Origin of the sequence: Luteibaculum oceani (assembly GCF_007995015.1) — a bacterium.
Taxonomy (GTDB): Bacteria; Bacteroidota; Bacteroidia; order Flavobacteriales_D; family Luteibaculaceae; genus Luteibaculum; species Luteibaculum oceani.
In genome coordinates, this window is sequence record NZ_VORB01000004.1 from 215,303 (window position 1) to 231,384 (window position 16,082).

The following is a 16,082-nucleotide window of genomic DNA, read 5'->3' on the forward strand; positions in this document are numbered from 1 at the left end:
CTTTTAAAAGGTTTTATAAATCGCGTTATACGTGGCCGTATCTAGCTCAGAATAAACCTCAATAAAAGGGATTTTATACTTTCCTCGGTCGGCGCTTAACCACAAACCGTTGTAATTTTTATAATCCAACCACGGAGTAACAATGGCTGGGACGCTATCTGTTGCATTAGCGAAATAATCCCATTGGGTTATTCTGTAACTATCGGCATTTACATAAGCCAAATATTTGTTTTCCGGAGTTTCTCCTACATCTTGAAAAGTTAACTGCAAAATATGCGATGCATTGTCTGCTTTATCTTGGCCCAATCCAACATATTTAAGAGTAACCCCCGAATCTTTCAGCTTATAAGGAAATAATAACCAATATGTGTCATTTATCCAAATGGCCCTGGCCACATCTTTATATTTTTTAAGACTATCCAAATCACTTTGCAATTCACCGTTGACAAATATCTTTCCGGTATCCGATTTAAGATTGTAAATGGCTTTAAAATCTGTTCTTTTAGAGACAATTTTTACAATATCATTGATCCGATCCCAATAGATATCTCGTGCACCAAAAAAGTTGAAGTGAATAAAATTTGCTGTATCAAGAGCTCTTTTACCGCCAGCATGGATGGCTACAGAATCTGCTAAAGCAACGGCCGCCGAGTCGGAGGCATCGAAATTAAAACCAACCGAGGCAGGAATGATATCCGGATTAACAGTTACTTCTATTTTTTCTGGGCTTCCACATGCTCCAAGGAGGATTAACAAAGCCCCCATTACGTATATTACATTCTTCATTATGCGCCTACTTTATCCGTCTTAGGTTTAGAATTAACCTGATTTTCAATGTATTTCACTACAGATCCTGCAATATCCTTTCCGGTTGCATTTTCTATCCCCTCTAATCCTGGAGAGCTATTTACTTCCAAAACCAACGGTCCTCGACTAGAAGGCAACATATCCACTCCAGCCACATTAAGCCCCATGGCTTTAGCTGCTTTAATTGCAATGGTTTTTTCTTCTTTGGACAACTTTATAGGAGTAGCCGATCCACCTCGATGTAAATTAGACCTGAATTCACCTTCGGCTCCTTGTCGTTTCATCGCTCCAACTACCTTTCCATTTACTACAAAAGCTCTAATATCCGATCCACCCGCTTCTTTTATGAATTCCTGAATCAATATATCTGCGTTTAAACCATAAAAAGCCTCCAACACAGAGGTAGCTGCCTTTTTGGTATCTGCCAATACAACCCCAATCCCCTGCGTACCAGACAATAACTTTATAACCAGGGGCGCTCCTCCTATTTGCTCTATTATGGTATCGATGTACCTGGAATGCGACGCAAACACGGTTTTAGGTATAGGTACGTTGTACTTACTGAAAATTTGAACACTTCTTAATTTATCCCTTGACCTTACGATGGAAATGGAGGGATTAACCACAATTTTCCCCATCATCTCAAACTGCCGAACCACTGCGGTACCGTAATGGGTAACGCTTGAGCCTATTCTTGGAATGATGGCGTCGATGTCATCCAAATACTTTCCATTGTATAAAACTTGTGGATTATTAAATTCTGCTACCAGCGAGCACCTCAAATGATCTATTACAACAGCCTCGTGGCCCGCTTCTTCAATTGCCTCTACGAATCTTCGTGTAGAGTATAGTTTAGGGTTTCTGGATAATACTCCAATCTTCATTTTAATGGAATGGTATTTTTCTTTGATACATCTACGATAAACTTCCCTCTCAGGAATTTTTTGCCGAGTAAAATCGGGTAACTCATTTTATTTCTATTGGTAAGGGTAAACCAGGTTTTATAAACCTTAGACCCCAGTTGAACAGACAACTTTATTGCATACCTCTTCTCACTGCTACCATTAGAACTTTTTACTGATTTCCGCTGATACTCGGTAAACAAAAATGGCCCCTTTCCCAATAACCAACACGAAAGCTGTTCTTTCTCACCACTCTTACTCACCTTTATTCTAGTGGCATGAATGGCAGATGAATCGGCTCCCGTATCCACCTTAGCTTTTACTTGGGGAATTCCAAGCTTGGGAAAAGCTAAAACCTCGGCTCTACCTACTATTTGCATAACCTTTAAATGTGGGACCAAGATAGAAGATTTAAAGGCGCGATTCCAAAAACCACTCATCCCTTCAAAATGACCATTCTTAAAATTTACAGTACTTTGTTTTGCATAGTACCTAATTAAGCCCTTATATTTGCTTAGCAATATACCTTTAAATGCAAGCATATGAATATAGAGAATGCGAAAGCACAAATGAGAAAAGGGGTATTAGAGTACTGTATCATGGCTATTCTAGGAAGAAAAGAATGTTATACTAACGAGATCATATCTGAACTTAAAGAGGCCAAACTGATTGTGGTTGAAGGAACTTTATACCCGCTGTTAACCCGACTTAAAAACGCAAAACTTCTTACCTATCGATGGGAAGAAAGCAAGTCTGGGCCACCCAGAAAATACTACACCCTTACCGAAGAGGGACAAAGCTTCCTACTGGAACTGGATAAAACCTGGGAAGATTTACAAAACGCAGTATTAAAAACAACAAAAAGACTTGGATCATGAATAAGACGGTAACCATAAACTTAGCAGGATTTTCTTTCACCATTGAAGAACAGGCTTACGAAGAACTAAAAACCTATTTAGATACTATCAGAAGCTTTTTATCGGACGAGGAAGATGTCGATGAAATAATGCTGGATATTGAACGCAGAGTAGCGGAACTCATGCAAGATCGATTAACCGAAAACCGCGAGGTTCTAGATCAAACCGATGTAGAACATGTAATGGATATTTTGGGAGATCCGTCCTATTTCAAGGGAGACAATAGCGACGCAGAAACGGAGGAATCTGGTTCAAAATCGCGTAAGGGTAGAACCAGAAAAATATACCGTAACCCCGACAATCAGATTATTGGTGGTGTATGTGGCGGATTGGGTGCATATTTTAATGTAGACCCCATTATTTTTCGACTAATTTTTGTGCTGTCCCTCATTATTTGGGGCGTTGGAATCTTGCCTTACATTATATTGTGGGCTGTAATTCCTGAAGCCAAAACCACAGCCGAAAAACTCGAAATGGAGGGCGAAGATGTAAACATTGAAAACATCAAAAATCGGTTTAAAAAAGAGAGTGAGAACGTAAAAAAATCATTCCAAAATTTTAAAAATGGTAAGGGAAGCAAAGCCGGTTCTCAAATTTCAGATGGATTACATCAAATTCTAGAATTTATTGCTGCCCTTTTTAAGATGATATGGAATGTGGCCAAAAAATTCCTCGGGATTGGTGCCATTATAGCAGGATCTCTCCTGAGTGTTGCGGGAATAATGATTCTTTTCGGTGCAGTATTCAATTTCCCATTTGTAACAGTAAATGAGATGGGAGCATTTACCAGCCACGAGTTTGCAACCCTATTTTTCGACACAACATCGGAATTCAATTTCATAGTATTCACCGGTTTGCTATTCCTATTCACTTTGGTAGCAGCACTTTTAATTTCTGGATTTTCTGCCTTGGGGTTCAGGCCTAAAAACAGAACATTTATAGGAATTAGCATCCCGGTGATACTCATTATCTCGCTGTGTATATTCGTCTCCTTTACCGCGTCGGCTGTTTTCCAGTTTAAAAACAAAGCAAAGTTTACCGAGAAAATCATTTTAGATCAGGTACCCAGTGACACCCTAATAATCGGCGCCAGAGAAGACGGATATTTTTCGCCTCATTTTGTGCACCACCAAGACCATATACTAGATCTACTTACTATAGAAGATGATGTATTTGTTTCGGGAAGAGTGTTTGTTGATGTGGCCCCTGCACGAGATAGCTTGTGGATGGTTGAGGTAAAAAAGTATGCGCACGGTAAAACCACCAAGGAAGCAAGAGAAAAAGCTGAGGGGATCCAGTACAACTGGAATCAAAATGGACAACATCTTTGGTTCGATCCCATTTTTACTTGGGATAAAAACTTAAAATATCGTGCACAAGAGGTATGGATTACAATTCATGTCCCAAAAGACAAAATCATTTTCCTGTCAGAAGGTACAGACCGAGTTATTTATGATATTGACAATGTTCAAAACATGTATGATGGACGGATGGTCAGTAAATATTGGAAAATGAGCAGTAAAGGACTTACCCTTTCAGAATAAATTAGAGCCACCCCTTTGGGTGGCTTTTTTGGCGATTTAGCCTTACCTTCGCGGGGCTTAAAATTATTTTATATGTCGGATAAAGTGCAGGAAAAAGAGGCTTCAGCCGCTGTAGACCACAAAGCTTTTATAGAGGAAATCCTCAACGATTATCGTTTAGCATGTGTTAGCCGCGAAGCTTCTTTATTGGGTAGAAAGGAAGTTTTAACTGGTAAGGCGAAATTCGGAATCTTCGGAGACGGAAAAGAGCTTGCCCAAATTGCACTTGCCAAACATTTTAAACACGGTGATTTTAGATCAGGCTATTACCGCGACCAAACGTGGCTGATGGCACTTAACTTATTATCGGTAAAACAGTTTTTTGCTGGTATTTATGCTCATGCTGATGTTGCCGCGGAACCTACTTCTGGTGGAAGGCAGATGGGAGGTCACTTTTCATCACCACTATTAAATGAAGATGGCTCCTGGAGAAATCTAACCGAACAATATAATGTCTCGGCAGATATTTCCCCAACAGCGGGTCAAATGCCAAGACTTCTAGGTTTAGCGCAAGCATCCAAAGTATACCGTAACAGTGTTGAATTAAAAGATTTAACTCAATTTTCTAAAGAAGGTAACGAGATTGCTTTTGGTTCTATTGGTGATGCCAGTACCTCAGAAGGTTTATTCTGGGAAACATTAAATGCTGCTGGTGTATTGCAGGTTCCAATGGTTATGTCTGTGTGGGATGACGGTTATGGAATTTCCGTTTCCAAAGACAAACAAACCACCAAGTCTAGTATTTCTGAAGCATTAGCTGGATTCCAAAGAACACAGACTAAACCTGGATTTGAAATACTCAAGACCAAAGGTTGGGATTACGCCCACTTAATTAAGACTTATCAAAGAGCAACTCAAATAGCTCGCGACGAACATATTCCTGTATTGGTGCATGTTGAAGAGGTTACCCAACCTCAGGGGCACTCTACCAGTGGATCTCACGAACGCTATAAAAACGAAGAACGCCTTCAATGGGAGAAAGACTTCGATTGTGTAGCAAAGTTTAAGGAGTGGATTTTAAATTTCAAGGTAAACGGAAGACCCATCGCTTCTGAAGACGAGCTGAACCAAATTGGTAAAGAAGCTAAGAAGCAAGTTCGAAAAGAACAAAAAGAAGCTTGGGAAGAGTTTACCACCCCAATTCAGGGAGAGCGTCAAGAAATTATTTCCCTTCTCAACAATTTAGCATCAAGCTCCGAAAATTCTGGAAGAATTAGCACGCTTGCTGAAAACTTGAAAAAAGCAATAGATCCATACAGAAAGGAGAATATCCAAGCTGCAAGAAAGGCATTGCAAATAACCAGAAAAGAAAAAAGTGCTGAAAAAGATGCGGTTGCTACATGGCTAAAAGCCCAGCTTAAAGACAATGGAGAAAGATACTCTTCTCACCTTTACTCAGAAAGTGAATGGAGCCCACTAAACGTAGAACGCGTTGAGCCCATTTTTGGAGAAGAAAAGGTAGACGGAAGAGTAGTACTTAGAAAGAATTTTGAGGCCTTGTTCAGCTGGCATCCTGAGATTCTAACTTTTGGAGAAGACACCGGGAAAATTGGTGGAGTGAACCAAAGTATGGAAGGGATGCAAGAGCAATTTGGCGAAATTAGAGTGAGCGATACAGGTATCCGCGAAGCAACCATTCTTGGTCAGGGAATTGGTTTGGCGATGAGAGGACTAAGACCCATTGCCGAAATTCAATACCTAGATTACCTACTCTATGCTCTGCAGATTATGTCTGATGACTTAGCGACTGTTCATTACAGAAGCAAAGGGCAACAGAAAGCTCCAGTAATTGTTAGAACTAGAGGTCACCGTTTAGAGGGGATTTGGCACTCTGGATCGCCTATGGGAGCAATTATTAACTCCCTGCGCGGAATTCATGTTTGCGTTCCAAGAAACATGGTTATAGCGGCGGGATTATACAACACACTTATAAAAGGTGATGACCCTGCTTTGGTGATCGAGCCTCTAAATGGATACCGCACTAAGGAACAACTTCCAACTAACCTTGGTATGTACACTACACCTCTAGGTATTCCAGAAATTGTTAGAGAAGGAAGTGATGTTACCATGGTATCCTACGGTTCTACCTGCAACCTTGCAGAGAAGGCTTGTCAAGAGCTTACGGAATTAGGCATCGATGTAGAGCTGATTGATGTTGTTACCCTATTACCTTTCGACATCGAAAACAAAATCGCTGAATCGTTGAAGAAAACTAACCGATTGGTTATTGTAGACGAAGATGTAGATGGTGGAGCGACGGCATTTATTATGAAGAAAATTCTTCAAGATCAAGGTGGATATTTTAGCCTTGACTCCGAGCCGCTTTGCATCAACGCAAAAGATCACAGACCAGCGTACGGAACCGATGGAGATTATTTCTCTAAACCAAGCATAGACGACATCGTAGAAAAAACATACGGATTGTTCAATGAACTCAACCCGGATGAATACCCCGCAATTATTTAAATAAAATAAGAAAGGCTACCAAAATGGTGGCCTTTTTTTATAACTCTCCTTTTACACGCTTTGGCTGGCTCCTCAACGGGATTATCCACCAATTTCTTACTTCTCCTTTTTAACACACCATCACTTTTTATAGTTTATCTACCGAGGCATTTTATATTTTGGAGCTCCATAAACCATCATTGTGTTCAGGTTTTTCCTAACTTAATGTTAGTGAACAATAAATCCTACCACAATGAAAACATTAGCCCAAATGACCACTACCCTTACCACCTTTTTATTTGCTAGCACTTTATTTTCTCAGTTCTTCATTAACGAGATTCATTACGACAATATCGGGATAGATAAAAACGAAGGAATAGAAATTGCTGGTCCTACCAACACCAGTTTAGAAGGTTGGAAATTAGTTTGTTATAATGGCCACAATGGAAAGGTTTACAAAAGTATAGACCTCAACGGTAATTTACCGAATGAGAAAAATGGGTTTGGCGCTAAATGGATGAGCATTTCTGGAATTCAGAATGGCAGTCCAGATGGCATCGCACTTGTTAATCCTCAGGAAGAAGTCGTTGAATTTCTAAGTTACGAGGGTGTATTCTCAGCAATTGAGGGACCTGCCATTGGTTTAACCTCTGAGGAAATTAATGTCTCGGAAAATGGTTCCACCCCATTAAATTTTTCAATTCAGAAAAAAGGAAATTTCATAACCCATTCTGACGATTTTTCATGGCGTGAAGCCACGGAAAGTAGCCCAGGGCAAATCAATAGCGGACAATTTTTTATTGCACCAACCCCATCGATCTCCATGGATTTTAAGATCCTTGATGCATACAATGTTCAACTAGCTTTCTCCACTCGTCTTAATTCAAGTGCCACCGTCCCAAACAATTATTTAGGACTTCCCCTCATTCAATCAATAAACACTAATCCCTTAACAGACACGGTATATATAACCTTAGCAAACCCACTACCCGTAGGTGATAGCATTTTTTTCTCCACACAAAATCTTCAAGATTTTTCCGGATCCCCCATCCCATCCCTATCAAGTAAATCCATATTTAATAATACGGGAGATCAGCTTAAAATCACTGAAATATTTTACAACCCACCAGGAACCGATGAGTCAGAATTTATAGAACTGCAAAACACTTCTAATACGACGGTAAAATTGGGTGGAATAAGTATAGGTGGTGATATTAATTTCAGTTTGCCACCCACTACTTTGGCACCCTCAGAATTTATTATTTTAACCAAGGATAGCAACGCCTTCAAAGCCCTCGCTCCAAATGCTCAAACCCGTTTATTCCAGTTCACAGGAAATCTGAACAATGATCAATTCGTATTAAGCCTTGCCAATACGCAAGACACCCTTCTTTCCTTTATAGGTGAAGATGGAGGCGCTTGGCCAGCTTCGGCAGACGGTTTAGGGCACTCTATCGAAACGAAAGACCCAAACTTGGCACCTACCGCCTCTAATTGGTTTGCCAGTCAAAATTTTTGGAGCAACATCTCCGGTCAGGATTATTTTATAACACCCGGATTTAGAGGTAATTTTAATTTACCCATTGAGGTGAACCGCATTGAGATTATCAATGATCAAACTTTTGCCCTGATCCTCAACCAAAACATTGAACTTCTCCCCCCTACAGACCAAAATTTTGAGGCCAGCTTTAGCGGAAGTTTTGAGCAATGGAAAGCCTTTGGAGATTCTATTATAATTAGATGGACGGAACAAATTCCAGAAGCTCAAACACAAAACATTACAATTAAAAACCTAAGCGGTAAGAATGGTGCTCATCAGACCTTTCCCTCTACATTTGAAATTCTGTTCAATTTCAGAAAGTCACGGCTGATTATATCCGAAATAATGTACAACCCGCCGGAGGACAATCCGGACAGCACCGAATTCATTGAAATTTATAATCCAAACACCGCTCCTGTAAGATTAGGTGGATTAACTATTACCCAAGGACTTGATTTTTCTTTTCCTGAAATAAGTTTGGCTCCTAAATCTTATTTTCTGATAGGAAAAAACGAAGCGGTTCTGGAGAATTTATATCCTGGAAATGACTTTTACCCATGGGCTGGTTCCCTGAGCAATTCGGGAGAATCCATTTTAATTTCCAATACAAAGGGTGATACAATATGCTATGTAAGATATGATGACATAGCACCATGGCCAACAGGTGGAGATGGTACAGGGTCGAGCATAGAAAATTTGGATCTGGAACAAATTTCTACAGATGGCAGCAAATGGATGGCGGCCAAGGTTTTTGCAGCGGAAAGAGGAAGCCATAGATACTATGCAACCCCAGGTAGAGAAAGCATGGAACCAAATGCCATTATCAATATTACCGGACCTTCCATTACCGCAGCCGAAGGATCCCTAATAAAGGTTCCACTCATGATTAAAAACAATCACAACGGGGTATTTTTTAACGCTATTATCAGTAATCCCAATGTTGCTGAAATTTTGGAAGGTAGCAGTAAATTTCTACCTGCGAACACAAATAGGGACACCCTTACCGTACTCATTAAGGAAAATTCACTGGTGGAAGGGCTAAAATCCACAGAATTACAACTGGCTGAAATAAAAAATGCGCGCTCTACCAGAAACAGCATATTAATTGCTGCTGTGGATAACGATCAAAAGGACTCAGAGGTATGTATAAATGAATGGATGCTTCGGAATCAAATCTATACGAACTCCAATAATGACACCCTTCCTTGGGTTGAAATTCATTACTCGGGAGATGCAACTTGGTACCCAGAAGGTTATGTCATCGAGGTGGAGATCTTATCGAAAGCCTGGCCTTTTGCACTAAGGGATATCGACCCAATGACTGGCAATTCTTTCCCTGTGGTTTGGTTAGAGAGTAATACGCCAAATCCAATATACAGTAAGAGCGACAGCTGGGGAACAATCTCTTTACTCACCCCCCTGGGAACTTTATTGGATAAAAGAAGCTTCAGCAATGTTTTTGCACCACTTTCGGAAGGACGGTTAACCGACTGTAGTAATAACATCGGCACAATGGACCCCACACCAGGACAAAGCAACAACACCACCAGCATTACATCCACTCAAAACCCCAGTTCCATCTCTATTTGGCCCAACCCAAGCAATAATGTTATTTACCGAGACAAAAACTTTAATGAAAACTGGAAAATAGTAAATCTTCAAGGCGAGATGATTGGCTGGTGGGAAAAGAACTATGACAAGTTAGACATAGAACACTTAAAATCTGGTATTTATCTCATTTACAATGAAAATGGACTATTAATCTCAAAAATTGTAAAAATAAACTCATTTTAATTTAGTCGCTCTTTTTCAGCAACTTAGCCATAATAACAGAGAACTCTTCGGAAATAGATTTGGGTAAACTATAGGATTTATCATTTTTGAATTGATATATTACCAATCCTAAAAAGATTTTGACCAGTTATCGAAATATTATGTTGATTCATGGAATGATATACTTCCAAAGCCAACAATTGTTCGATTTTCTGCGTCTTAGCCACACAACAAATTATTAACCCTAAATATCCCTCTTGTGAAAAGAGTTTTGAAATTAACGTTAAGCATCGTATTCGCCCTAGTTGCGGTGGCCAGTTATGGTCAGTGCGACTTACAGGTTGAAATCAAGGCCAACCCCGGAACTGACTTATGTTTGGGTGAATCGGTCCAAATCACTGCGGTTACTAATCAGGAAGTTGAAATTCCTGAAAATTGTGGTCCAGCCGCAACAGTAGGTTGTGTGGATGGATCTATTCCTTTTACCGCAACTCTGGGAGGAGGAACGAACATTAATGCTCAAGGGAATTCTCTTCCAGATGTTTTTGGTGATGTAAACGAGGGACAAATCCGATCTCAAATTATTTACCGTGCAGAAGAGATTATTGCTCAGGGTTTTGAGGGTGGAAAGATTAATGGAATGGAAATGGAGCTTGCCACCATTTTGAGTAATGGCCAAATTCCCAACCTAGAAATCAAAATGGCCTGCGTTTCCGACCAGGAGTTTAATGGAGGATTTTATACCGGGGCCTTAACTACCGTTTTCAATAATAAGTCGTACACCTTAGGCACTGGGTACAACACTTTCAATTTTGATCAAGCTTACGATTGGAATGGACAAGACAATATTTTAATAGAAGTATGTGTTTATGTGCAATCGGGACAAGCTGGTAACATTAAGGCCTACACCAAAGATCAAACATTAGCATATCCTGCGGTGCGTGTAGCAAGAAAAATTCTTTCTGATGGAACCTGTGCATTTACCGATAATGCCAGAAACTCCAATCAACGTCCAAACACGAAATTCTTAGCATGTAAACCTCAACTTAAGGACTTTACATACAGCTGGACTCCAACCAATGACTTATCCGATCCGTCGGCTAGAGATCCATTTGCAAATCCTACAGCTGACCAAACCTATACGGTATCTGTTTTTGAAACAGCAAATCCAGGTTGTGTTGCAACCGATAACATTACTATTAAGGTAATTGACCCAGGCAATTTCACCCCCTCAGCAAACACCCCACTTTGTGAGGGTGACGCTTTAGTACTTAGTTCGAACACCGCAGCAGATGGCTACTTATGGTTGGGCCCTGATGGATTTACCAGCACAAGTGCAAATCCAATCATCAACAATGTTGGACAGAACAATGAGGGTACCTATCAGGTCTTTGTAGATGTTGGATTTTGTAAAGCCAGCAAGACCATAGACGTTGATGTGGAATCGCTTTTGAGTTCTGGTCAAGTGTTGCCAGACCCCGTTTTGTGTAACAACAACGACCAGTTTAACTTATTTAGTCTGCTTAGTGCATACGACCAAAATGCCACGTCACAATGGACGGACAATAATGGTTCGGGAGTTTTAAACGGTTCGATTATAAGACCCTCCGACATTCCTGACAATCAATTACCGCAAACCTTTACATATACCTATTCGCTTAGCAACACTTGTGGTACGCAAAGCTCAACAGTTTCGGTAACTATCAACCCTGCACCCAAAGCTGGTGATGATGGAAATACAATTGTATGTAACAAGGACAGTACCTTTATCGATTTAAACAACCTATTACAAGGTAACCCAGATGGAGGTGGAACTTGGAGAGACGCAAGCAACACAGGCTTATTGTCCCCACAAGGGACGGTCAATTTTTTCGAATACAATCCAGGCACGTACACCTTTTACTACAAAGTGGTTGGACCAGGAGCATGTAAAGCTGACTCAGCAAAAGTCGATGTAACTGTAAAAGACTTTAAGGTTGCTGGAAATGGCGGATCGACAAGGATTTGTAAAGGAACAGCTATTGGTTTAGAAGATTACCTTTCGGACCATGATCCCAATGGGGTATGGTTAGACACCGATAACTCTGGAGGTTTGGTAAGCGCAACAACGGGAGTTTTTAATAGCGCCAATGTAGCCCCAGGCTCATACACCTTTACCTACTTCGTGGATAACGAAGATCCTTGTCCAGACCAATCCACTACCGTGGAAGTTGAAATTACCAAAAAACCAGAAATTGTTAATGCCAATACATTCTGTAATGCTTCGGAAACTTTTTATCAGGTAACCTTTGAGGTTAGGGATGGTGATCCAAATACGTTAGATGCCTCAGTAATTGCAGATGGAATAACTTATGGGTTTAACCTAACGCAACAAGGAGGTTTATGGATATTCACCTCTGATCCCATCCCAGAAGGTGAAGAAGTTGAGATTACTATTTGGGATGCGGACAATTGTGGAACATCAAGCTATTCAATTCGCAAGAGGTGTGGATGCGCTACTGACGCAGGTGTGATCAATGTATCACAGATCGAAGACATCTGTGAAGGGTCTTTCTACACCATTAACTATATCGGTGGATTTATAGATGATGGTGATGACATCTTTGAGTTCATCCTTCACGATGGACCTGGAACTACCATAGGTACAATCTATGACAGGAATAGAACGGGTACTTTTGGTTTTGTACCGGGGCTAGTCGAGGGACAAACCTACTATGTGTCTGTAATCGCGGGAGATAAAATCCCCAACAAAAATGAAGTGGACTTGAATGATGATTGTTTGGATGTAAGAGCCGGACAACCCATCCGCTTTATCAGACTACCTCAACCCGATTTAACAATAACCCCCGACACGGCTTGTATTGGAGCCAATGTAAATGTAAAGGCATCTAACATAGCTGGTCCTGGAGTTTCTTTTGAATGGACCGGCCCTGGAGTTAGTTCTCCCAACTTGGAGTTTGACATACTTGGATTGGCTCCCGAAAATGTGGGAACTTATAATTTCATAGTCAACAAATCTATCTGTAGAGACACTTTCCAGGTTGATTTAGCAGCATTTCCTGTACCGCAGGTTAATGTTCCTACCAACTTTACAGCATGTGCCAATGTATTGGACTCTATTCCCCTAAACCTTGGGAATGTGCAAGAGGGTAGCGCTAGATTTCAAACTGGAACATTTCAAATAATAGACTTGCCTATTGTTGCGGGAGAAAACTACTTAAGGAGAACCTTTAATGATAGCGAAACACTGATTTTAAAGGAAATTAGTTATCCAGAGGGTTGTACAATGGTAATGAATAAGCAGATTAATGTCACCCTTGAGGAAGCTCCAGGCCTTAGTTTTGAGCTTATTTCACCAGATATAATTTGTTCGGATAACCAAGCAACTGCAGATATCAGGTTTAACTTAAATCCTGCTAATGCCAGCGGTAAAATTATTTTCGAGGTTAACGGGTTCCAATTCCCAGAGGAACCTCAAATCTCAAATGATTCGGTAATTACCGTAAATGCGATTTCAGGCGGACAAAACACCTTCAAAATCAGAAAGTATATTTCGCTGCCAAAAACCTGTTCCTACGCGATAGACTTTGGTACAGCAGATTTTTACAACTTCCAAGAACCTCAGGTTTCTTTTGATGTAAACAACAACAAAATATGTCGTGGAGATACGGCGTACATCCCCGTTTTTGTAAACAGTTCAGATAGCCTTGTGGTAGAGTACAGCATAAATGGAGCTAAAAAGAGTTTTGTAACCGATAGAGATACTCTATTACCCGTAAAAGAAGATTTAGATTTCTTGTTTAGTATCGATTCGGCCTACTACGCTGGTGGTTCTGGTTGTGGTAAATTAATTGGATTAAGTCAAACCATAGAGGTTAAAGACCCTATTAATTTTAACATCTCACCAGTTAAAAACGACTGTAAAGGTGAATCTAATGGTTCTATAATTTTAAGTGCCGACGGGGAAAACACCACCTTTAGTTTGGACGGAAGTACGTTTTTCACCAGAACTTCATTTAATAACCTACCATCCGGCACCTACACCGTTTTCGCTAAAGCAGAAAGTGGTTGCGTTTCGGTACGTAGTGCTACCATAGAAAACAAATCTAATTTAGAAATTGGGGTGGATATTGATCCAACCACCTGCGGAAACATAAATGGAACATTAAAAGTAACCGCTGATCTGGGTAATGAGCCTTATCATGTTATTGTGAACGGTAACGAAGTTCAAAATGGCCAGTTATTGGAAAATCTAAATCCAGGGGTTTACCAAATTTATGCCTACGATAACCTTACCTGCGAGGTAAGAGATACAGTTATTATAGACGATTCGGAAGGTGTTGATTTTGCATTCAGTGAAAATGGCCCATTGCGTTGTGATTTTCCTGATGCTGGAAAAATTGTTGTTACTCCAAATGGAGGCTCTGGAAACTATGTCTACCAATTAAACAACTTACAACCTCAAACCGATTCAATTTTTGCGGGGTTATATGCGCAATTCTACAACGTTAAGGTAATTGACACGCTTGATGGTTGTACCAAGGAAAAGAGAATAAGAATTAAACCTGAAGTACCTTTCTTTTTCAACGCTAAAATACTTAGAGGATTAAATTGTAGCTACTCTAAAGATGGTCGTGTACAGGCTTTGGCCGAAAATAATGGAACCACATACCTATTCTCATTAGACGGAATAAATTATTCATCCCAAGATGTGTTCACTAAGGTTGGAGCAGGTCAGTTTACCCTTTTTGCCAAAGAGTTAGATGGATGTAGAAGAGAACAAGACTTTGGATTTAAGATGGAAGCACCAGCACCTATTGTAAGCGAAGTAATTTACACAGAGGATGTGGAATGCTGGAATGGAAAAGAAGGCGTAGTAGCCCTATCTGCTTCGGGTGGAAATGGAGACCCTTTCTCCTTTAAAACTGCCACCACTTCCGGATTTAAATCCTCACCGGTGTTTAGCAATTTAGGTCAAGGAACGCATGAATTTGTTGTTCAGGATTTAAAGAAATGTACCGACACCATTCGAGTTAAAATTAACGGCCCGGATACCACGGTAATTTCTGTTACTAAATTAGATTCGGCTAATGGAAAATTAACCATTAGAATTAACGCTACCAACACCTTCCTGCAAACCTTCTACAGCATAGATGGCGGAAACAATTTTAATACGAACAACATATTCTCCGGGTTAGAACCAGGCACCTATAATATTGTTGTTAAGGATCAAAAAGGTTGTGAAACAGTTTATACTCTAAACCTAACGCTAGTAGGGATTAATGAAACTGTTGCACTGGAACAAGAATATAAGGTTTATCCAAATCCATTCGAGAACGAGCTATATATTGAGTGGACAAACCCAGGATTCGACAAAGACCAAGTTTACCTTTATGACATGGGCGGACGCGTAATTCATTTTGACACAGAAAAATCAAATCAAAGATTGAGTATACGAAGTAACAACCCATTAAAACCAGGTGTTTACATCCTTAAAATTGGAAATCAAACGCACCGAGTTATAAAGCAGTAAACAAAATTACTTTACCTAAAATAAGCTGTCTGCATTTTCTGTAGGCAGCTTTTTTTTACCCTAATTTCATTAGTTTCTCAAGAACCCGAACAACAATTGGGCATATTTTGGTGTTCTCCAAATTCATCTCCTGATACTTTCTAAAATTGGAATCATCCGTATGGGGATATTCTCTACAGGCGTTAGGCCTATCCTCATAAATACAACATTTATTATCTGGACCTAAAAACCTACATGGCGATTGGTTGAAAACAAAGTCTCCATCCTCATCTAACTCCAAAAAGCCCTGAACAAACTTTGATCGGGTAACGCCAATTGCTTTTGCCAGTCTGTCGAATTCCTCATTTTCAACCAGAGCTGGGGTAGTTTTACAGCAATTAGCACATTCTAAACAATTTATCTCCTTCTCTACCTCAGCATGCACCTCAAGGATTTGCCTCGGCGAAGGACTATTGGATTTAGCCAACACCCCAAGAAAGGCCTTAAATTCCTTCTTCTTCTTTGCTCCTCTTTCTAATATTTCCCTATAATCTTTATGCATAAGCCATAAAACTGAAGGAAAGATCCCTTCATCCGATTAGC

9 protein-coding genes are annotated in these 16,082 nt (G+C 40.2%); 5 read left to right on the forward strand and 4 right to left on the reverse strand.

Going from position 1 to position 16,082, the window contains the following annotated elements:
- Positions 1-3 precede the first annotated feature (3 nt).
- The 3 genes from FRX97_RS05655 to FRX97_RS05665 are packed head-to-tail and all read right to left on the reverse strand — an operon-like array spanning position 4 to position 2,110.
- Entirely contained in the window at positions 4-786 is a 783-nt protein-coding gene (locus FRX97_RS05655) for a hypothetical protein (RefSeq protein ID WP_147014219.1), read from the reverse strand.
- A complete protein-coding gene (gene rimK / locus FRX97_RS05660) occupies positions 786-1,691 on the reverse strand; it encodes a 30S ribosomal protein S6--L-glutamate ligase (protein ID WP_147014220.1) in 906 nt (301 codons plus the stop codon). The genes FRX97_RS05655 and rimK overlap by 1 nt, the downstream gene beginning before the upstream one ends.
- Positions 1,688-2,110, reverse strand: coding sequence for an ATP-dependent zinc protease family protein (locus FRX97_RS05665; protein ID WP_170227039.1), 423 nt, complete (start codon positions 2,108-2,110; stop codon positions 1,688-1,690). Before FRX97_RS05665 ends, rimK begins: the two co-directional genes overlap by 4 nt.
- Positions 2,111-2,251: 141 nt before the next feature.
- On the opposite strand from FRX97_RS05665, the gene FRX97_RS05670 reads away from it, so the two are divergent.
- From FRX97_RS05670 to FRX97_RS05690, 5 genes are all read left to right on the forward strand, one after another.
- Positions 2,252-2,587: a PadR family transcriptional regulator gene (locus FRX97_RS05670; RefSeq protein ID WP_147014222.1), complete on the forward strand. Its 336-nt coding sequence runs from the start codon at positions 2,252-2,254 to the stop codon at positions 2,585-2,587.
- Entirely contained in the window at positions 2,584-4,170 is a 1,587-nt protein-coding gene (locus FRX97_RS05675) for a PspC domain-containing protein (RefSeq protein ID WP_147014223.1), read from the forward strand. Before FRX97_RS05670 ends, FRX97_RS05675 begins: the two co-directional genes overlap by 4 nt.
- Positions 4,171-4,242: 72 nt before the next feature.
- The gene (locus FRX97_RS05680) at positions 4,243-6,675 is read left to right on the forward strand and encodes an alpha-ketoacid dehydrogenase subunit alpha/beta (RefSeq protein ID WP_147014224.1); all 2,433 of its coding nucleotides are present in this window, start codon (positions 4,243-4,245) and stop codon (positions 6,673-6,675) included.
- A gap of 232 nt (positions 6,676-6,907) precedes the next feature.
- Positions 6,908-9,988: a lamin tail domain-containing protein gene (locus FRX97_RS05685; protein WP_147014225.1), complete on the forward strand. Its 3,081-nt coding sequence runs from the start codon at positions 6,908-6,910 to the stop codon at positions 9,986-9,988.
- A gap of 238 nt (positions 9,989-10,226) precedes the next feature.
- Positions 10,227-15,500 (forward strand): T9SS type A sorting domain-containing protein, encoded by a 5,274-nt coding sequence (locus FRX97_RS05690; RefSeq protein ID WP_147014226.1) that lies wholly within the window; start codon positions 10,227-10,229, stop codon positions 15,498-15,500.
- A 55-nt stretch (positions 15,501-15,555) separates the two neighbouring features.
- Here FRX97_RS05690 and FRX97_RS05695 read toward each other — a convergent pair whose 3' ends face one another.
- Entirely contained in the window at positions 15,556-16,041 is a 486-nt protein-coding gene (locus tag FRX97_RS05695; protein ID WP_147014227.1) for a YkgJ family cysteine cluster protein, read from the reverse strand.
- Between the last annotated feature and the right edge of the window lie 41 nt (positions 16,042-16,082).

Coding starts and splice junctions, on each gene's coding strand:
- FRX97_RS05695 (WP_147014227.1), bottom strand. CDS start 16,041: ATGCATAAAGATTATAGGGAAATATTAGAAAGAGGAGCAAAGAAGAAG.
- FRX97_RS05670 (WP_147014222.1), top strand. CDS start 2,252: ATGAATATAGAGAATGCGAAAGCACAAATGAGAAAAGGGGTATTAGAG.
- FRX97_RS05685 (WP_147014225.1), top strand. CDS start 6,908: ATGAAAACATTAGCCCAAATGACCACTACCCTTACCACCTTTTTATTT.
- FRX97_RS05680 (WP_147014224.1), top strand. CDS start 4,243: ATGTCGGATAAAGTGCAGGAAAAAGAGGCTTCAGCCGCTGTAGACCAC.
- FRX97_RS05675 (WP_147014223.1), top strand. CDS start 2,584: ATGAATAAGACGGTAACCATAAACTTAGCAGGATTTTCTTTCACCATT.
- FRX97_RS05655 (WP_147014219.1), bottom strand. CDS start 786: ATGAAGAATGTAATATACGTAATGGGGGCTTTGTTAATCCTCCTTGGA.
- rimK (WP_147014220.1), bottom strand. CDS start 1,691: ATGAAGATTGGAGTATTATCCAGAAACCCTAAACTATACTCTACACGA.